The following is a 19,640-nucleotide window of genomic DNA, read 5'->3' on the forward strand; positions in this document are numbered from 1 at the left end:
CCTTAGTAGTCCACTGCATCGCGCACGATAGGGCAGGTCATGCAGTGTCCGCCACCGCGACCACGGCCCAGTTCGGCGGAGCCGATCTCGATGACTTCGACGCCGGCGTCGCGAAGCTTGGCATTGGTGTGTTTGTTGCGATCGTAAGCCACGACCACTCCGGGCTCCAAGGCAACCACGTTGTTGGCGTCATCCCACTGCTCACGCGCCGCGGCATAGGAATTGCCGCCAGTTTCTACGACGTGGAGCTTATCCAGGCCGAGCGCTTCCTCGACCACCGTGACGAAGTGCTTGTCTGGGCTTTCGAGTTCCAGCTTCTTCTGATCATCTGCAGGGCGCAGGATAAGCGGACGGATGGTATCCACCACGCGCGGATAGGCGGTGGCCTTGTCGGCGTCGAGGAAGGTGAACACGGTATCCAGGTGCATCGAGGCGCGATCTGGGGCCATGGCTGCGATGATGACCTTTTCTGCTGCACCCGCCTTGAACAGGTTGCTGGCCAAGCGGCTCACACCCTGCCAAGTAGTGCGCTCGCCCATGCCCACTAGGACTGCACCATTGCCCACCGGCATGATGTCGCCGCCTTCGAGGGCGGCAAGGCCTGGGTCCTCGTCCGTGTCGCCGTACCAGAACTCAAAGGATGCGTTGGCAAAGCGCGGATGGTAGCGGTAGATAGCACGCGTGAGCATCGTCTCCTGGTGGCGGGCAGGAAGGCGCATCGGATTCAGCGAGACACCGCCGTAAATCCAGGCGGAGTTATCGCGGGAGAACTGGCTATTGGGCAGAGGACGCAGCGCGAACTCATCGGGAGCGTACACGTTGCGCATGGTGTCAATGACGCCGTGGCCGAGGCCTTTGGGGATTTCGTTGAAAGGCACTCCGCCGATGAGAAGTTCGGCCAGCGTCTTGTTGTCCAGCCCGCTAAACCACTCGCGCAATTCGCTGCCCACGCCCACGCCGACGTTCTTATCCAGTAGCTTGTTGCCGAGGATGAACTCGCGGCCTTCCTTGGTCGCCAGCGTTTCTTCTAGCAGGATGCGCATGTGCAACACCTCGACGCCGCGCTCTTCCATGCGGGCGACGAACTCATCGTGGTGGCGTTGCGCTTCCTCGACCCACAGGACGTCGTCGAAAAGCAGCTCCTTGCAGTTGTTTGGAGTGAGCCTCTCGTGTGCCAAGCCGGGGCGGCAGACCATTACCTGGCGGAGTTTGCCTACCTCTGACCAAGCGCCGAGTTGCTGTCCGTCTTTGTTACCGGAGGTTTCAACAGAATCCATCATGTAAATCTGTGCCTTCCTTTTTCAAGTATTTGGTGCTGGAGGCAACAGTAACTAAACCCTTATGAGTTATGGGTCACATGACGAAATGAATAGTAATTTGAATCATACATATCATTCATGCTGCTGGTAGTGAATAAGATTTGCATAATTCGCAAAAGATTCAGGAATTTCGCGTTGCACCCGTCTGGGGGTAGGACTCGTCGTAGGAGGCGGGGAGAAGCGCGACGACGATAACCGTCGCGATGACGACGGCGCAGAAAGCCAAAACCCACGGCCAAACCTTGATGAAGATGCTGATACCTACCAAGGCGCACAGCACGGCCAACAGATAGGTGGTGCCGCGTCCGGCCTCTTGTTCCTCCCGCTTGGCGTTTTCCAAAGCCTTTGCCATGCGTGCCGATTCGCGGGCTTTTTCCGCGAAGGCTTTGCTGCGGTATCGGTTGGGAATTTCCATCGTGGTCACCACGGCATTCTCACCTAAACCAAAGCGGCAGCCATCAGCGCCATGTAGACCAGCAGGACCCCAGACAGGATGCCTAGGAACACGGTATCTAAGTCGCGTTCCTGCTTGCGTGCCTCAGGCAAGGCTTCACGCTCGAGCTTGGCGACGCGCGCCATTGCCTTCTTGTTGGACTGAATCTGGGAGCGTTCCTGTGCGATGCGTTCAGGCGTCAGGGCTGGCATCTGCGTGGTCTGGGACTGCATGAGAGATCTAGGTTCCTTCCTTATCGAGGTCAGCGGTTCTGATAAGGAGTATGGGGCAAAAGTCCCAAGTGCCCTCGGAAAATGGGGACTATTCCTCTAGCTCTAGTTCTGGGTCCTCTGCCTGGGCGGCTTCTAGAACTTCCTTCGCAGCGCTCAAGTTGATAGCGCCTACTACAATGCCGACAGCGATGTCCGGCCACGGGCTAAACCACCAGATGGTGATAACGCCAGCCAGCAGGATAAGAAGATTGGCCGCTACGTCGTTACGGGCCGCCAGCCAGGCGCCCTTGGTCAGCGCGCTTCCATGCTTGCGCAGGCTAAGTAGCAATACCGCGCAAAGTAGGTTGATGAGCATAGCAAATACCGCGGTACCGGAAAGCAGGAAGGCTTCTGGCGGAGTGCCGCTAATCATCTTCCAGATTGCAGTGGCAAAGGCCGCGATTGCCGGAATGAGGATAAGTCCCGCAAGCCCGTAACTTGCTTTCCGACGCCCCGCTACCGACCATCCAAGCGCCGCCAAGACGAGTGCGTTGATGAGGAAGTCTTCAAGGAAATCCGCGGCGTCGGCAAGCAGTGAAGCCGAGCCGATGTGCCAGGCCATGGCCACTTCAACGATGAAGCCAAACAGGTTCAATGTGGCAACCCCCGCCACCACGCGCCGGGCGCGGGTGCCGAGGGTAGAAGAAGTTAGTTCAGAGCTCACGGAGCTCGATATTAGTCTTTAACGACCACGTCATCGGTACGACGGTGACGCTCAGCCCAGAATGAGCCCAACGCTGTAATCAGGGAGATTGCCACGAGGATGATAACTCCAGGAATCGAGCTTGGCGTCTCGTTTGAAGCGTTCATTGCAGTCGCGATAAACGGCAGGAGTCCGGAAATTGCTCCAGCGATGTTTGCAGCGATAGCGACGCCGGAATAGCGGACGTTCGCTGGGAAGATTTCGGACAAAAGAACGCCGGAGACAGAGTAGGTGCTCGTTACTAACGAGAGGCCGAGACAGACAGCCACAGTTAACAAGGCTGCGTTTCCAGAGTCGATCATTGCCCAGATGGGATAGGCCATGACAGCAGTTGCAATACCTCCCCAGCCCATTACTTTGCCTGGCCCGATCTTCTCGCCGAGCCGGCCAAAGTAAAGGTTGATGAAGATCTGGCAAACAGCGGCAGCGAGCGTCGCATTGACTACCGTTTGGCGCTCGAAGTTCAAGGTGATTGTGGCGTAACTGATGGTGTAGGTGGTCAATACGAAGAACCCGCCGATTCCGAGCAGGGCTGCTGCAGCGGCAAGAACTATTTGCCCGAAGTGCTCGGTAAATAGTTCTTTGAGGGATCCTTTGTGTTTCGCTTCATCTTCTTCTGCTTCCTTCTCCAAGGCTTGATAGACCGGAGATTCCTCTACTTTTGTGCGGATATAAAGCGCAATTGCGAGGAATGGGAACGCGATCAAGAAAGGAATGCGCCAACCCCAGCTTGAAACTGCGTCATCAGGCAGCATGAGGATGAGGGAGAAGACGCCAGAAGAAAGGAGCGTGCCAGCGGGCGAGCCAATTTGGACGAATGCGGCGTAGCGCCCTCGCTTTTCTGCAGGTGCGTGTTCAATTGCCATCGTGGTGGCGCCGCCCCACTCGCCACCAACTGCAATTCCCTGTACAAGACGTAGAACGGTTAGCGCAATCGGAGCCCAAATGCCGATTGAATTGTAATTAGGTAATAGGCCGATTAAGCCCGTTGCTACGCCGATAGCGACAATCGAGATGAGAAGTGCTGGGCGACGTCCCATCCTGTCGCCGATCTGGCCGAATAAAATTGCGCCAAAAGGTCGAGCAAGGAAGCCAACGCCTAGCGTCGCGAAAGACGCGAGAGTTGCTGTGGTTTCGCTGGCGTCGGAGAAGAAGAGGTCATTGAAGACCAATGCTGAGGCGGTGCCGAACAGGAAGAAGTCATACCACTCAAGCGCGGTACCAATGAATGCTGAGCTAGCAATTTTGAATACGTCTTTGGAGTTGACTTCGACTTGCTCGGGGGTTGAAGACTGAGTGTCTAGGGGAGCGGTCGGGCCAGTCAAGATATTCCCTCCTGTCGTTAAGGTGTGGTGTGGATAACACAATAACGGTGGAGAAATTGTAGCGGGATGAAAAATATAAAAGTTGGGATTTTTCCTGCGGATTGAACATGGGCTGTGCAATTGCACAGCCCATGGCTTGAAGGGCGTGTTTGCCGTGTGGATCGAGAGGCGGGGGAAGAGGATTAGAAAGTGGTTACCGGTTTATAGTTGAGCGCGAGAATGACTGCGGCAGCGTCGTAAGGACGCGTGACGTCGTAGCCTGTTGCATCTGCGAATTGGCTGAGCCGATTGATGACAGTGTTGCGGTGGCAGTAGCTGATGGCTGCTGTTTGTTTGATTGAGCCGGTGCGAAGATAAGCTTCTACAGTTTCTAGGGCCGGGGAGTTGGAATTGCGTAACTTCGTAATATCGGCGCTTAGCTCGTTTTGCTTCGAACCGGGAAAAGATGCGAGTGCGCTTCCTGCAATTGCCCAAGATAGTTCATGGGCTGGGGTCGGCTGTGTGGGCGTGCGTGAAGCCTCAAAGAGTTTGGGGCTAGCTAGTACTGCATCGCGGACATTTGCAAGCCCTTCGACCTTACTGAAAACAGCGCTGGGTAATGCTGGAATGTTCGGCTGATTCTCGGCGCTTATGGGCCAGAAAGCGGTGAATAAACCATTGTGCGGATAGCCGAAGATCTTTCCTTCCGCTGTTGCAAGTTCGAGTGCGTCTCGAGCTTTCAAGGCGCTGTTTGCGTGGAAAACGACGACTTTGAAATTGCTATGTGCGTCGCAGCCTATTGTTTGGGCTATTTCCTTGATTGTGATGGTGTCAATGGAGGCGGAGGAGAATAATTTGTCGAGATGGCGGGCGTTGGCTAGGCGTAAATCTTGCGCAATACGGGCATTTTCTCTCCGGAAGCCATCGCGAACGAAGAAATTGTATTTTGCGACCGCATTGTGCAGTTGGTCCACGTGAGAGATAAGTACTTCTTGGTTTCCTCCGGCGGCTTGACGGATGCGGTTCCAAATCACCAGAAAATCCAGTTGAACTGCATCTATGAGCGTGCTGATGGGGACGCCTTGCTGCGCGCGTCTGCGTCCTAAGGCGTCTGCATGCTGGCGAAAAGTCGTGTCGTCCAGTGTGCCTGCGATGGCCTCCATCAGCATGGTGAGCACCTCAAAAGCAGTGCGGCGAAGTTCTTTCTCACTGACAGGGGAGTTGCCATAGCTGCCAAGACTGCTGAAATCAGCAATGAAGTCATCGACCAATCCTGGGATGTCTGACTGAACTTCTTTGAGGATTCTTTCCCAATCGCCATCGTGCATATGCACAACACTACTGGCTAAAGGGTGGGAAAATGACTCAATTTGTGGGAAATGACTGTGCAGCTGCCCTTCTTCGCTTAGTGTGACTTGCAGCATAAGTAAGGAGGAGTGAATGAATCAGAATCAAATCACTATCATCTACGATGCTCATGTACTGACTCAGGATCCGTCTTACCCTGAAGCGCATGCGATTGCCTTCGCGAATGGGAAGATACTTGCCCTTGATGATGCTGCGTTAGCTCTTCCGGGTGAACGTTGGGATGCACAAGGAAAAGTCCTTACCCCAGGGTTTAACGATGTGCATTCGCACTCCGTGTGGTTCGGGCAAACGCTCATGGAAGTTGATTTGTCCAAGGTTGTTAGCGCGCAAGATGTATATGATGCAGTTGCCTCCGCTGAGCCTTCTGGCGAATGGATTATTGCTTCGGGCTTCGTCGCATCTAGCTTGGGTGGACAGACCCTTGAACTTAGCGAGTTGGATCGCGCGGCCGCTGGACGTCCGCTTCTTATCAAACACAACTCTGGCCATGCTTATACCGTTAATACTCGTGCACTCGAATTAGCGGGAATTGATCCTGCGGCGCCGCCGACAGTAGAAGGCGGAGAATTCGTTCGCGATTCAGCTGGTCGATGTACTGGTTTGCTGGACGAAAATGCGATGCGCCCGATTCAGCAGGTGCTTTTGCCTGAATCTCAAACTGAGATTTCAAGTGCATTGGAACGAGCGCACCAAGTTTACCTCGAACGAGGAATTACGTCAGTTACTGATGCTGGTGTAGCGGGCGGATGGATTGGACATAGCCCTCGCGAGATTGCGGCTTACCAAGCTGCTGATTTACAAGTCCGTACGCAGGTAATGGTGACCATGGATGTTCTCCACGAACTCGATGGGCATCAAACTGATGGCATAGGTTGGGGTATCGACGCCGGCATCCGAAGCGGGCTCGGTAACGAATGGTTGCAAATTGGCCCCACCAAGATTTTTACGGACGGCTCCCTGCTTGGGACTACGGCTGCGATGACGGAGAATTATGAGTGCTGCCAGCATTCAGGCTATTTTCAAGGCGACCCGGAGCTAATCAAGCGTAATGCCTTAATGGCAGCGGGCGCCGGATGGTCACTCGCTTTACACGCAATCGGTGATGCTGCGGTTGACTTCGCGATTGAAACGCTCGAAGAAGCCATTCGTGTGCACGGCGCACCCAAGATTCCGCACCGAATCGAACATGGAGGCGTTGTTAGAGCAGAACAGATTGATCGCTTGGCGAAGCTGCCTGTAGTTCTGGTCCCACAGCCGTATTTCATTAAAGAATTCGGTGATGCAATGGCGCAGAAACTCGGTGCCAAGCGTGTAGAGCTGTCTTATCCAGCTAAGCGTCTCCTTGATGCCGGAATGACTCTGCCTGGTAGTTCAGATCAACCGGTGACGCGTGGTATCCCACTCGAAGTCATGCAAGCTTTCGCGCAAAGAACTACTGCTGCGGGCAATGAATATGGGCCTGCAGACAAGATCACCGTATCTGAAGCTCTTTACGCGTATACCGCGGGTTCAGCGGTAGCTACAGGCTGGGCAGGCCGAAAGGGACAAATAAAGCCCGGGCAGCTCGCGGATTTCGTTCTGTTGGGCTCGAACCCACTGGAAACACAAGTGGAAGCGCTATCTGAGATAGAAATTCTGGCGACTGTGGTCGGTGGCGAACTTCGCTACGGAAGCTTCTAAAACCCAAAAAATCTAATACACATTGCGAATTAACTCGGAAAGGAATACATAATGCGAGCAACAACTGATGAACAGTACCTGGCGGACTTTCGTGAGATGTCGGCGAACGGCGCGACTGCGGGAGGTGGCGTCGAAAGGCAGGCTGCGAGCGAAGGCGACCGCGTTAATCGTGCGTGGTTTGCGCAGGTGCTGGAGTCGATGGGTGCGCGCGTGCACTACGACGAGATTGGCAATCAGTACGGTCTCTTCGAGTTCGTTCCGGACGCGCCTTTTGTAGGCCTGGGTTCGCACCTCGATTCACAGCCTTTGGCCGGGCGCTATGACGGTGCATACGGCGTGCTGGCGGCAGCGCATGCGGCAAACCGGGTGGCCCGCCATGCGGAAGAGGGGAAGATTTCGCCGCGTTATAACCTGGCCGTAATCAACTGGTTCAACGAGGAAGGCTCGCGTTTTTCTCCGTCCATGATGGGCAGCTCCGTGTTCACCGGAGTTATGCCGTTGGAAAAGGCGCTGGAATCGACGGACCTTGCAGGAACCACCGTGGCAGAGGCTTTTGAGGAAGCGAAATGGACCCCGGTCGAGCAGGCCCCGAAGGTGGTTTCCTATGGCGAAATCCATGTTGAACAGGGCAAGGGTTTGGAGGCTGCTGGCAACACCATCGGCCTGGTGACCGCGACCTGGGGCGCGAAGAAGTTCCAGGCGGTAGTGCACGGTGAGCAGGGACATACCGGTTCCACCATGATGGTGGATCGTCGTGATGCGCTGTTTGGCGCTTCTCTCATCATTGCCGAAGTACAGCGTTTAACGCGAGAGTTTCCAGAGTTTGAGCTTCAGGCATCTGTGTCCCAGCTGACCTTGGAGCCAAACTCGCCGGTGACCATTGCCCGTGAGGTGCGCTTCAATATCGACCTACGCTCGCCGAATAGCGAGACGCTGGAGACCGCGCAGAAGCGCGTTCGGGAGATTATTGCGGCAGCGGAAGAAGAGTCCCGTACCCGTGTTGAGCTGAACACTACCCATGAGTGGGCGCTCAACCCGTATCCAGAGGCCGGTGTGGAACTTGCGCGTGAAGTGGTTGAAGAGCTGGGCTATTCTCACCAGGAGATCTTCACCGTGGCTGGGCACGACTCGACGAATATGAAGGAGCACGTACCGACCGTCATGCTCTTTATCCCAAGCGTTGACGGCGTCTCCCACAATGAGGCGGAATACACCAAGGATGAAGACTGCGTTGCAGGTCTTGATGTATTTACCCACGTGGCAGCGCGCCTGGTTGAGGGCGCGCTGACCTAAAACACCTGGCTCGAGTTACTTGTCCAGCGGCGTTACCTGCGCGCTTGCCAGCCGCCACGGCCCGCGATTACAACGGTTGCCGGTTTTATAGCATTCCAATCGGCAGTAATTTCGCGGGATACGCGAACCTCAATTGAGGCGGTCTGCGCGTTGAACATACTCTAAGACCCCAGCAGCCCCGGATAAAGCGCAGCGAAATCTTGCCAGCGAGAACCTTCTGATCCAGAATCGGGAAGTAGCTTTCGCCCCAGCTGCCGATGTCGCTTGGCAGCAGCGTGAGGTTGTCAGCGTGCCCGTATTTTACGAGTTGTTCGACGTCATCGCCCTCGTTGAGCGGACGGTCCATCACGATTTCGCCGTTTTCTACGCGGGCGATCATTCCCACTGGGCTGACCCACTCGCTCTTTCCAAAGCCACCGAGGTAGGAACCCCCAAACGATGACCCGGAGCTAAACCCTTGGGCAGTAGGCACGACCGTGCTGTTTAAGGACAGAGCGACGATTGCAGTTACGGCAAGAGGACGGAGCAATTCCTTAGTCATCTCGAAAGCCTTGCCTCGAGGAAGCTGGTACCGCACTGTTCTCTATCTCTCTTTGCGCGTTCTCTCAAACACACGCGCAAATTATGAGCCCTCAAAACCCAGAAACCGGCGCAAGAACGCTGTGCAAAAGATAGTAGGTTTGTATATCGCTAGATTTTGCACAACGAAAGCGCCCAGGTCTTCGAAAAGGCTCTGGGCGCTATCGCTGTCTCTCTCTAAACGCCTCCGATTATCAGCCAAGGCTGCCCTCCGGAAGCTGAGGGGTTCTCTCTATCTCTCTCATGCGCTCTCTCAAACGCACAACAAAAGTATGAGGCATGCAGCTGGCACAGCAATGATGTGTGGCTGTTAGGTCGCTGGGACTGCCTGTGCAATCACTGGCGGTTTATGGAAGCTTGCCGTTTGCCTCTAGTCCTTGCCCATTAGTTGATGCGGTTGCCGCTTTCGCGGTCGAAGATATGCACGTTCGAGGTATTTGGCTTCAGCCAGATGGTTTCGCCGATGCTTTGATGGCTGCGCGGTTCCACGAGCACACCGGTATTGCCACCCAGACGAGTAGTGGAGCTAAACACCGTGCCGTCCTCGCCAGTGAGATCGCCGTAGAGGTAAGACTCGTGGCCAAGTTCCTCAACATGGTGAATGACAAACTTTACGCCGCCTTCGCCTTCAGAACTCTGCTTCCAATCTTCAGGGCGAATGCCCACCGTAAGTGGACCTTCTGGCGCTTGCTCGAAACCCCAGCGGCGCAGAACGGAAGCGTTGATGTCATAGAGGTTCATTGCAGGCGATCCGATGAATCCCGCGACGAAGGTATTAGCGGGACGGTCATAAATTTCCCGAGTTGGTGCTACTTGTTGCAGAACACCCGCATTTAGTACCGCCACGCGGTCGCCCATGGTCATAGCCTCTGTCTGGTCATGGGTGACATAAACCGTCGTGGTACCGAGGCGTCGCTGTAATTCGGAAATCTGCGCACGGGTAGATACGCGCAGCTTGGCATCGAGGTTAGACAGTGGTTCGTCCATGCAGAACACCGCCGGTTCGCGCACAATAGCGCGCCCCATCGCTACGCGTTGGCGTTGGCCGCCCGACAAGTTTGCAGGTTTGCGGTCGAGTAGGTCTTCCATCTGCAGGATCTTCGCCGCTTCCTGAACGCGCTCCTTGATGAGGGCTTTGTTCGTCTTCCGGTTTTCCAAGGCGAAGCTCATGTTCTGGGCAACGGTCATGTTGGGGTAGAGGGCGTAGTTCTGGAAGACCATGGCAACATCACGATCGGATGGGCTAACGCCCGTGACGTCCTTGCCGTCGATGCGGATGGAGCCGGAATCGGTTGGCTCCAGTCCAGCGAGCATGCGAAGACTCGTTGATTTTCCGCAACCAGACGGTCCGACGAGCACAAGGAACTCGCCGTCGGCGATGTCGAGGTTGAGCGAATCGACAGCGGGGCGTTCGGCGTCCTTGGAATAAATCCGCGAGACACCATCAAAAGTGACAGTTGCCATGGTTTCCTCTCAGTTCAGGTACGAAGACGGGGCGGCGAGATGAATTACTTCTTGATGACCGGCTTGACCTGGTTGTCGTAGATAGACTGCAGTGTCTTTTCCAGATCGGTTAGGGTCTTCTTGACGTCATCGCGGTTGGTCACGATCTTCTCGAAGGCACCGCCGATTTCCTGATCGGCGCCGGGGAGGAATACACGTGCGTAATCCTGCGGACGGGTATCCGGTAGCTGTTCAATAGCAGTCTTGAAGTTCGGGTTTTCTTCCATGAACTTCTTTTGCTCATCCAGTTCCATTGCAGTCTTGCGCACGGGCATGTAACCGACGTTCTGCGACCAGTAGGAAGTGTTTTGGTCGTTGGTTACAAAGTCGATGAACTTGATCGCTGCGATTTGGCGATTCTTGTCGATGCCGGCTGGGATAGCCAGACCAGCTCCGCCGGTTGGGCAAGCACCATCGCCGTTTGGGTTAGGCAGGAACGCGGTGCCCAAGTCGAACTTGGCGTTTTCGGTGATGCCGCTGAGATCACCGGTGGACAGCACCGTGGCAGCGGCGCGGCCGGTGGAAAATTCCATCGCCATATCGTTGCCCACGTAGGAGTAGCCTTCTTTTTCATCGGTGACCTTCTTCAGCCACTCGACGGCTTCGATGGTCTTGGGATCAGTGAACTTGAGCTCCCATTCATCGGAGTATGCGCCGCCCTTGGACCACAGCGGCCCCTGGAAGATCCAACCCAGGTAGTCAACAGCATCGCCCCAGCCAAAGGCTTGCATATCGGGGTTTGCATCCGCGAGCTTTGTAGCCCACTTATCCATCTCGTCCCAAGACTTTGGTCCGCGGTCAGGTAGACCAGCCTTCTTCCATGCGTCCTTGTTGTAGTAGAAGAGCGGAGTAGAGCGGGCAAATGGAAGTGCAAAGTGGCCGCCGTCGTAGGCGTAGTCCTCATACAGTGGCTGCACGTAGGAGGAAAGGTCGACGTTTGCTTCCTTGGCGAGCTCGTCGACGTTCGCGATCTGACCGTTGATAGCGAAGTTGTACCACCAGACATCGGAGAGAACCACGATGTCGGGAAGGTCGCTGCCGGTCAGTGCCGCGTTAAACTTTTGGGCTGCTTCTTCGTAGTTCTTGCCGGCATCAATCAGGTTGATTTTGATGTCCGGGTTTTCTTTTTCGAAGCGGGAGATGATCTCGGTCTCGATGTCCTTCGAGGAACCCGGGTGGTTGGACCACCAGGTCAGCTCGGTGACTTCCCCGGAACCAGAGGAATTCTTCTTAGCTTGTGGGTCAGTGGAGGAAGTGCCTGCGCAGGCAGTCAGAGAAACCGAGGCGGTGCTCAGTGCAAGAACAGAGAGGAATGAACGGCGGTCCATGAATTAACTCCTTGTAGAAATAGAAAGACTAAACGGCGAGCGTGGTTGAGGTAACCATCTGCGGCTATCCCTTGACGGCACCAGTGGTAAGGCCCTTGATCATGTATTTCTGAAGGGTCAGGAAGATTATGAGAATCGGAATGATGGTGAGGATGGTGGCGGCCATAACTGGACCCCAGTTGGTGACGCCGTCGTTGTTTTGCAGCATGGTTAGTCCCACCTGAAGCGGCGCGACGTCGGCAGTATCGGACATCAAGAATGGCCACAGGTATTGGTTCCATTCGTTGACGATGGTGATCACTGCGAAGGCTGTCAACGTTGGCCAAGAGATCGGAAGCAAGACCTTTGTCAGCAGGCGAATAGGTCCAGCGCCGTCCATTCTTGCGGCCTCAACCAGTTCAAAGGGCAGCGATAAGAAGTGATTGCGCATCAGGAAGGTGCCGAATGCGACGCCAGCCAAAGGCACGATGATGCCTGTGAAAGTATTTCGCCAGCCCAGCGCGTTGACCAGTGCGTAATTGGAAATGACGGTGATTTCGGAAGGTACCATCAGCGCTGAAATGACTACTAGGAAGACGATGTTGCGACCCGGAAAACGCAGGATTGCCAGCGCATACGCAGAAATCACGCCAAGCACGATCTTCAGCACAGACAGCACAGCTGTGATGAGCACCGAGTTGCGCAGGTACGTCCAGAAAGGAACGCGGGTGGTTGCGTCTTTGTAGTTCGCGGTTTCCCAGCTGGGGGGAAGCCAATTTACTGGATCCGTGTAGATGTCGCCTTTGGCTTTGAAGGAGGTCATCAAAATCCAAAACAGCGGTAGGCCAACCAGCAGGAGGACGGCGACGATGCCGATGTATCCAAAAACTTTTTTAAGGGTGTTGTCCATTAAGGCTTCGCTCCCATTAGTGGTTTTGCTTGTCCATGATGCGTACCTGGATCAAGGTGATGATCAGCAAGATCAAGAACATGATTGTGGCGGCGGTAGCGCCGTAGCCAGCGCGGAAGTTCACGAAGGTCTCTTGATAAATCTGGAACACAAGAGTGGTAGTGCCGTTACCCTGTGGGCCGCCACGGGTCATTACGTTGATGATGTCGAAGACCTGTACAGAGTTCAGCGTCACCGTGATCGAAAGAAAGAAAGTAGTGGGGCGAAGCTGTGGCAGCGTCACGCGGCGGAAACGCGTCCAGGTGGACGCGCCGTCGATAGCCGCGGCCTCGTCCAGGTCCTTGGAAAGGCCTTGTAGAGCAGCCAAATAAATGACAAAGGTATAGCCCAGGTTCTTCCACACGAAAGTGAAAGTCACCATGAATAGCGCCCAACCGGGTATGGCATAGAAGTTAGGACTTTCAACGCCTACCCAACTGAGCATCTCTTGAATAAGCCCGAAGTTGGGATCGAAGATGAACTGGAAAGCAATGCCGATGGCAGCTCCGGAAATCGCGAAAGGTGCGAAGACCACCGATCGGGTGAAATTGCGGCCCTTCAAGTTTTGATTGAGCAAGAGAGCTAGCGCGAGCCCCAATACCAGGGAGCCGATTACGGCAAAGAAAGTAAAGATGAGGGTATTCGCGATGATGGTCTTGGTATCATCGCGCGTGAACCACTCAACGTAGTTCTGAAAACCTACGAATGTCGACGTTGGGCTCGAGATATTCCAGTTAAAAAAGGAAAGCCGGATATTGTCGATGAGTGGGCGATAGGTAAAGATTCCCAACAAAATGAGGTTGGGGGCTAAGAGTACTAGCGCGAGCCACCACTCTTGGCGCTTTTTACCCTCTGCTTTCTTGCGTAAAGCAGCTGTATCGGGACTATGCTCCGATTGTTTAATAACCACTTTGGAGAAGCTAAGCCGCGCAGGTTAAAACCCGCTACCGGTGGGGTGAAAACTTGGCTAACTAAAGATGAACGAAAAAATACTCAAGAACCAAGGCAAAGTAGCAGTGTCTCCGCCCGAATCACGGGGTTGGCAAGATCGATGCCGCACAGGGCTTGGACTTTTTCGATACGGGCGCGCACGGTGTGGCGGTGCACATTAAGCTCGCTGGCAGCGGCGGCTAGCTGGGCGTCGGCAAGCAAGTAGGTGCGCAAGGTGCGTAGCAGCTCCGTATTGTGTGCGGCGTCATGGTGCTTAAGCTTTCCGACGATCGCGGCGCGGCGCTTTCCCAAGGCCTCGTGGACTGCGGATTCACCGAGCCAGGCGGGGGCGTCGGAGCTAAACTCCGCCATGGTTCCAGGAGGCAGGCTGCGCGCGTGGGTCTTCAGGGCCGTTACGCGGTCGGCGCTGATTTCCTCCCACGGAGTGTCCTTGAGTACGGATACCTGCAGGTTTTTGGCGTAGCGCCCGAATAGTTCCTGTGCATCGATGGTTTCGGGAGGCAAGGCAATGAGTGCGCTTTCCGACGCCGTGCCTTCCAAAGGCAGCACGAAGCACGCGTAGCCGCCCTTGTTCGCCGCACGATGCACCAACCCCAACGCGCGGCTAAGACGCGTGGGGGAGTCGGCCTGCACCAGGCAGAGGTGGAGGTGGCCGTGGGAGGCCACAGAGTTGAAAGCGGCGTCTAAAGCCGTGGCGCCAAGCGCAGGCGTGGTGCCGGAGACCTGCGTTGCAAGGGCGAGCGCACCTAAGACGATGCGGGCCGAAGAGTCGCGGTTTTGCAGCAGCATCTCCGCCAAGCCTGCGAGATGGCGGGTCAATGCGCGGTCATAAGAGTCGAATTTTTGCTCGCGGGATACCGCAAGTGCGATTCGCCGCCGGCCGTGGGTATTAAACACGTTGGTGATGGTGGCGATCGTCGTGCCGTCTTTGGTGATGCTCGAGCGCGCGCCCGAGGTGCGCCCAGAACTTTGGCTTGCCGCGGCAATAGCGAACTCGGCGGCGGAAAGCTCGCCTAAGTCGTGACGATTGATGACGTTTCCTGAATCATTAGCCACGGCCACGGCAGCGCCGAGTTCTTTCGACGCACGCTCCAACAATGCGTTAATGCCATTCGACGCCGCCTGATTTAAGCGCTCCTGTTGACGGTGCAAGGTGAACTGGAGGTTGTTCTCAATGCGCGATTGCTCCGTAGTCACCGTATTGATGATCGAGATGAAAGGCGTGGCGCGGGGGACTTCAAAAAGCGTTAGGTGGTGGCGCGCCGCGGCGTCGATAAGCTCCTGCGGAACCGTGGCGAAGGTCAGGCCAGTGCCGAAGCCAATGGCACCCACGCCCGCCGCCGCCAGGGTGCGCGCATAGGCGGAAAAGTCGCTGGGTGAGTTTTCGAAAGCTAGCCCCAAGGTCAGGATGATGGCGCCCTGGGTGGTGAACTCGCTGGGATCGCGCAACTCGCTGGCTTGGATGGTGGTGAACTCACGCGGGCCTTCGAGAATCGGGCGCAGGTTTAGTTTGCGCTGGTTAAACAGCCATTGAAAGCGAAGTTCGCTCATTGCCGGGTCCTTCTTGCAGCAACTCGTCGATAGACATAGTGAATAGTCTTTTCCCCAAAATATATACGCGATGTCCATGGCCTGTGGCTAGTTGTGACATCCACAATGATTCACATCACAAAGCAAGACGATTGAAGGAGAATCATGCAGGAACTTGAATACCGCATCGAGCAGACCCGCCACCTCGCGCAGGAGGTCCCAGGGCCAGCCAGCGCTGCTCTTGATGAGCGCCGCAAGAACGCCATCCCAGCTGGCATGGCGCCTGCGCTGCCGGGCTATGTCGTGGACGCTGATGGTGGCATCCTCGCCGATGCAGACGGCAACCGTTTCATTGACTTGGCCTCCGGCATCGCTGTTACCTCCGCGGGCGCTTCCAACCCGGCCGTCGTCAAAGCCGTGCAGGAGGCCGTCGCGCACTTCACTCACACCTCTTTCACCATCTCCCCGTACGAGTCCTACGTTGAGGTCGCTGAAAAGCTCAATGAGGTTACTCCGGGCGATCACCCGAAGAAGACCGCGCTATTCAACTCCGGTGCGGAAGCAGTGGAAAACGCCGTGAAGATCGCCCGCAACTACACCGGCAAGCGCGGCGTCGTGGTCATGGACCGCGCATTCCACGGCCGCACCAACCTGACCATGGCCATGACCGCAAAGCAGTCTCCGTACAAGAATGGCTTTGGCCCGTTCGCGCCGGAAATCTACCGCGCGCCGATGTCCTACCCGCTGCGCGACCAACTCAGTGGCGAAGAAGCCGCAAAGCGCACCATCACGATGATCGAGCAGGAAGTCGGCGCTGCCAACCTCGCTTGCGTTGTGGTCGAGCCAATTCAGGGCGAGGGCGGCTTCGTGGTCCCAGCTGAGGGCTACCTGCCAGCTATCCAGAAGTGGTGCAACGACAACGACGTTGTCTTCATCGTTGATGAGATTCAGGCTGGCATGATGCGCACCGGCACCTGGTTCGCTTCCGACCACGAGGGCATCGTCCCTGACCTAGTCACCATCGCCAAGGGTATTGCTTCCGGCATGCCGCTTTCCGCTGTCACCGGCCGCGCGGAGATTATGGATGCACCGCAGCCAGGCGGCCTGGGCGGCACCTACACCGGCAACCCTGTTTCCTGCGCCGCAGCGCTGGCCACCCTCAAGGAATTTGAGGAGAAGGACTTTGGCGCCCGCGCGCTGAACCTGGAAAAGATTGCCCACGAGGAGCTGGAGCCAATCCTGGGCGACGAGCGCGTCGCCGAGTTCCGCGGCCGTGGCGCCATGCTTGCACTCGAGTTCGTCACCGCTGATGGCGAGCCAGACTCCGAGCTCGTCCACAAGATTGCAGATGCCGCAAAGGCAGAGGGCGTCCTCATTCTCACCTGCGGCCTTGACCACAACGTTATCCGCTTCCTGCCTTCCCTGGCCATCCCGGAGGATCTGTGGCGCGAGGCCCTGCAGGTAGTGGTCAAGCAGTTCAACGAGTACAAGTAAGTCCGGGCTGCAGCCAAAAGGGTAGAAGCAAATGACAAACTTTGATTATTCGCAGGTTTCTGAGCTGTTGGGTTCTCTGCCAATTGGCCTTTGGCTGGAGGGCACGAACGTCGCAGCCACCGGCGGCGCCACTTTCGAGGTCCTCGACCCAGCAACGGAAGAAGTCATTGCCAACGTTGCAGATGCAACCTCCGCTGACTGGATGCGCGCGCTGGAGCTTGCCGACGCCGCGCAAAAGGAGTGGGCCGGTTTTGCGCCGCGCACGCGCTCTATCATCCTCACCGACATCTTCAACGCCATTATTGAGCGCAAGGAAGACTTCGCTCGCGTGATGACCCTGGAGATGGGAAAGCCTTACGCGGAAGCGCTGGGCGAGGTGGCCTATGGTGCTGAGTACATGCGCTGGTTCGCGGAAGAAGCCGTACGCATTCCGGGCCGCTACTCGCAGTCGCCGGCAGGCAATGGTTCCATTACCGTCTCCCACACCCCGGTGGGCCCAGTGCTGGCAATCACCCCGTGGAACTTCCCGCTGGCCATGGCCACCCGCAAGATTGCCCCGGCCTTCGCCGCTGGCTGCCCGGTCGTGGTTAAGCCCGCTGCGGAAACCCCGTTGACCATGCTGCTGTTGGGTGAGGTCATCGCAGAGGTATTCGCTCGCCACGAGGTGCCGGCTGGTGTGTTCTCCATCGTGACCACCACGCAGTCGAGCGCGCTGTCCTCCGAGCTCATGGCGGATCCGCGCCTGCGCAAGGTGACGTTTACCGGCTCGACCGGCGTGGGCAAGATTCTGGTGCGCCAGTCTGCCGATAGTCTGCAACGCACCTCCATGGAGCTGGGTGGCAATGCCCCGTTCCTGGTCCACGAGGACGCCAACCTCGACCTAGTGCTTGACTGTGCAATGCAGGCGAAGATGCGCAACGGCGGTGAGGCTTGCATCGCGGCCAACCGCTTCATCGTGCACGAGGCAGTGGCTGAGGAGTTCACAGATCGTCTGACCGAGAAGATGGCTGCTATCCAGGCAGGCCATGGTTTGGAAGAAAGCACCACGCTTGGTCCGCTGATCAGCGCGAAGCAGCGCGACGGAGTGGCTCAGTTGGTCGAGCGCGCGCTCGAGCAGGGTGCTACCGCCACCACCGGCGGCGAGCGCCCGGATGGCGCCGGCTTCTTTTATCCAGCGACCGTTCTGGCGAACGTGCCTGACGACGCCGAGATTCTGCGCCAGGAGATCTTCGGGCCGGTAGCCACCGTGACCACCTTCTCCACTTTGGAAGAGGGCGTGGCGAAGGCCAACGACACCGAGTTCGGTTTGGCAGCCTATGCCTTCACCGAGAACTTCCACACCGCGGAATACCTGGCACACGCGCTGGAGGCAGGCATGGTGGGCATCAACCGCTCCGCTATCTCTGACGCGGCCGCTCCATTCGGGGGCATCAAGGAATCCGGCTTCGGCCGCGAAGGTGGTGCCGAAGGCATCGAGGAGTACATCTCCGTGCGCTACATCGCTAAGCCTTAGCTCTAACCGGCAAGCCTCAGCGAGCTGATTTTTACAGGCATTGCCCCTCGGCGCCCTCACTTTTTGCAGAAAAAGGAGAGGGTGCCGAGGGGCGCAGTTGTTCCATGCGCAGTTACTTATATTTCTATTTTAGATTCGGGAGAAAATATGACGGTTGTTGAAAAGTCTGGAGGGGCTGCTTCGCAGGCTGCGAAGCCGGCCTTGAGTTTCGTCCAAGGCATTGCCCTTATTTTTGGCACCAACATTGGTGCAGGCATTCTTTCCATTCCCTATGCCGCGCGAAACGGCGGATTCATGGCGCTCGTTATGGCGCTTCTCGTTGCGGGTACCCTGACCACGATTTCTATGCTTTATGTTGCGGAAAGTGCGATGCGCACAAAAGCGCCTCTGCAGGTTTCCGGTTTGGCGGAGCACTATCTGGGGCAGTGGGGCCGTTGGCTGGTCTTCGTGGCGATTATCGTCAACGGCGTCGGCGCGCTCATCGCCTACGCCTCGGGCTCCGGCGACCTCATCAATAATATTTTCGGCCTGCCGCCGCTGGCAGGTACGTTGATCTTCTTCGGCTTTGGGTCTTGGGTTATGTACCGCGGCCTGCACACCACCGGTGCCACAGAAGGCGCTATTACCGCAGGTATGGCCATCATCATTGCCGCGCTGTGCGGCTGGACCATTCTGGGACCTGGAATCGAGGCCGAGAACCTGTTGGTGCTTCACCCGTTCTTCATCGTTCCTATTTTGAACCTGGCCGTCTTCTCGTTCTTGGCTCAGTACGTGGTGCCGGAGCTGGTACAGGGCATGGACCCGGCGAAGCCGCAGGAGACAGCTCGCGCCATCGTGCTCGGCATGGTGATTACCGGCTTTACGCTGGCACTTGTGCCGTTTGCGGCTTTGGGTCTGCTGGGAATGGACGTTACTGAGGTTGTTACCATCGCCTGGGGCGAGGCGCTTGGACCGGTCGCGTACTACTTGGCCAATGTCTTCGCGTTGGCGGCGATGCTGACCTCCTTCCTCGCGATTGGTTTTACCACCATGCGCAACGTGCTCGACATTTTGCACTGGGAGGGCAACAACGCGCAGCGTGGCATTGCCGTGGCGCTGACCGCTGTACCGCCGCTGGCTATCTCCATCGCGGGTCTTGGCGGTTTCGTCGCAGCGCTGTCCTACGCGGGCGGCTTTGCGGGTGCAATCATGTCGATCATTCCGGTGATGTTGCTGAATGCCTCCCGCAAGAAGGGTGATCGTGACCCCGGCTGGAGCGTCGGCGCGTTGGCAAACCCGCTGATTCAGGGCGTTATCATCGTGGTTTATTTCTTGGCTTTCGTTTATTCGGTTGTCTCGATTGTGGGCCTGGTTCCGGCGGGCTGGGCTTAAGAAAATGGCGTCGGCAAGCGCTCCTGCATAGGGGGGTAGGCAGGGGTGTTTTTCCAAAGTATTTCTGAAAT

Annotated in this window: 17 protein-coding genes; 5 read left to right on the forward strand and 12 right to left on the reverse strand. The window is 56.6% G+C overall.

Features of this window, described 5'->3' with window-relative positions; translation table 11 throughout:
- Positions 1 to 2: 2 nt before the first annotated feature.
- From HMPREF3155_RS01450 to HMPREF3155_RS01475, 6 genes are all read right to left on the reverse strand, one after another.
- Positions 3 to 1,280 carry an arginine deiminase gene (locus HMPREF3155_RS01450; protein WP_061920904.1) on the reverse strand — a complete coding sequence of 426 codons (1,278 nt, stop codon included), beginning with the start codon at positions 1,278 to 1,280 and terminating at the stop codon, positions 3 to 5.
- 160 nt (positions 1,281 to 1,440) lie between these two features.
- Positions 1,441 to 1,734 carry a hypothetical protein gene (locus HMPREF3155_RS01455; protein WP_148138206.1) on the reverse strand — a complete coding sequence of 98 codons (294 nt, stop codon included), beginning with the start codon at positions 1,732 to 1,734 and terminating at the stop codon, positions 1,441 to 1,443.
- Between the two features lie 23 nt (positions 1,735 to 1,757).
- Positions 1,758 to 1,985, reverse strand: coding sequence for a hypothetical protein (locus tag HMPREF3155_RS01460; protein ID WP_070432398.1), 228 nt, complete (start codon positions 1,983 to 1,985; stop codon positions 1,758 to 1,760).
- Positions 1,986 to 2,073: 88 nt separating this feature from the next.
- Positions 2,074 to 2,688 (reverse strand): cation efflux transmembrane domain-containing protein, encoded by a 615-nt coding sequence (locus tag HMPREF3155_RS01465; RefSeq protein ID WP_070432399.1) that lies wholly within the window; start codon positions 2,686 to 2,688, stop codon positions 2,074 to 2,076.
- A gap of 11 nt (positions 2,689 to 2,699) precedes the next feature.
- Positions 2,700 to 4,052, reverse strand: a complete 1,353-nt coding sequence (locus HMPREF3155_RS01470) for an MFS transporter (protein ID WP_070432400.1) — start codon at positions 4,050 to 4,052, stop codon at positions 2,700 to 2,702.
- 182 nt (positions 4,053 to 4,234) lie between these two features.
- Positions 4,235 to 5,359, reverse strand: a complete 1,125-nt coding sequence (locus HMPREF3155_RS01475; protein ID WP_070432401.1) for a helix-turn-helix domain-containing protein — start codon at positions 5,357 to 5,359, stop codon at positions 4,235 to 4,237.
- Between the two features lie 112 nt (positions 5,360 to 5,471).
- Between HMPREF3155_RS01475 and HMPREF3155_RS01480 the strand changes: the two genes are divergently transcribed.
- A complete protein-coding gene (locus HMPREF3155_RS01480; RefSeq protein WP_070432402.1) occupies positions 5,472 to 7,079 on the forward strand; it encodes an amidohydrolase in 1,608 nt (535 codons plus the stop codon).
- 51 nt (positions 7,080 to 7,130) lie between these two features.
- Positions 7,131 to 8,372, forward strand: a complete 1,242-nt coding sequence (locus tag HMPREF3155_RS01485; protein WP_070432403.1) for a M20 family metallo-hydrolase — start codon at positions 7,131 to 7,133, stop codon at positions 8,370 to 8,372.
- Between the two features lie 85 nt (positions 8,373 to 8,457).
- Here the strand turns inward: HMPREF3155_RS01485 and HMPREF3155_RS01490 are convergent, their stop codons facing one another.
- The 6 genes from HMPREF3155_RS01490 to HMPREF3155_RS01515 form a co-directional block, all read right to left on the reverse strand.
- The gene (locus HMPREF3155_RS01490; protein ID WP_141744808.1) at positions 8,458 to 8,913 is read right to left on the reverse strand and encodes a hypothetical protein; all 456 of its coding nucleotides are present in this window, start codon (positions 8,911 to 8,913) and stop codon (positions 8,458 to 8,460) included.
- A 422-nt stretch (positions 8,914 to 9,335) separates the two neighbouring features.
- Positions 9,336 to 10,415, reverse strand: a complete 1,080-nt coding sequence (locus HMPREF3155_RS01495; protein ID WP_070432405.1) for an ABC transporter ATP-binding protein — start codon at positions 10,413 to 10,415, stop codon at positions 9,336 to 9,338.
- 44 nt (positions 10,416 to 10,459) lie between these two features.
- The gene (locus HMPREF3155_RS01500) at positions 10,460 to 11,782 is read right to left on the reverse strand and encodes an ABC transporter substrate-binding protein (protein WP_070432406.1); all 1,323 of its coding nucleotides are present in this window, start codon (positions 11,780 to 11,782) and stop codon (positions 10,460 to 10,462) included.
- A gap of 64 nt (positions 11,783 to 11,846) precedes the next feature.
- Entirely contained in the window at positions 11,847 to 12,671 is an 825-nt protein-coding gene (locus HMPREF3155_RS01505) for a carbohydrate ABC transporter permease (protein WP_061920921.1), read from the reverse strand.
- Between the two features lie 16 nt (positions 12,672 to 12,687).
- Positions 12,688 to 13,620, reverse strand: a complete 933-nt coding sequence (locus tag HMPREF3155_RS01510) for a carbohydrate ABC transporter permease (protein WP_371326264.1) — start codon at positions 13,618 to 13,620, stop codon at positions 12,688 to 12,690.
- 83 nt (positions 13,621 to 13,703) lie between these two features.
- Positions 13,704 to 15,212 carry a PucR family transcriptional regulator gene (locus tag HMPREF3155_RS01515; RefSeq protein WP_070432407.1) on the reverse strand — a complete coding sequence of 503 codons (1,509 nt, stop codon included), beginning with the start codon at positions 15,210 to 15,212 and terminating at the stop codon, positions 13,704 to 13,706.
- 144 nt (positions 15,213 to 15,356) lie between these two features.
- Between HMPREF3155_RS01515 and gabT the strand changes: the two genes are divergently transcribed.
- From gabT to HMPREF3155_RS01530, 3 genes are all read left to right on the forward strand, one after another.
- Positions 15,357 to 16,685, forward strand: a complete 1,329-nt coding sequence (gene gabT, locus HMPREF3155_RS01520) for a 4-aminobutyrate--2-oxoglutarate transaminase (protein WP_070432408.1) — start codon at positions 15,357 to 15,359, stop codon at positions 16,683 to 16,685.
- Between the two features lie 31 nt (positions 16,686 to 16,716).
- A complete protein-coding gene (locus HMPREF3155_RS01525; RefSeq protein ID WP_070432409.1) occupies positions 16,717 to 18,198 on the forward strand; it encodes an NAD-dependent succinate-semialdehyde dehydrogenase in 1,482 nt (493 codons plus the stop codon).
- 147 nt (positions 18,199 to 18,345) lie between these two features.
- Positions 18,346 to 19,569 carry an aromatic amino acid transport family protein gene (locus HMPREF3155_RS01530; protein WP_070432410.1) on the forward strand — a complete coding sequence of 408 codons (1,224 nt, stop codon included), beginning with the start codon at positions 18,346 to 18,348 and terminating at the stop codon, positions 19,567 to 19,569.
- The last annotated feature ends 71 nt before the right edge of the window (positions 19,570 to 19,640 follow it).

The organism is Corynebacterium sp. HMSC06D04, from assembly GCF_001807315.1.
Taxonomy (GTDB): Bacteria; Actinomycetota; Actinomycetes; order Mycobacteriales; family Mycobacteriaceae; genus Corynebacterium; species Corynebacterium simulans.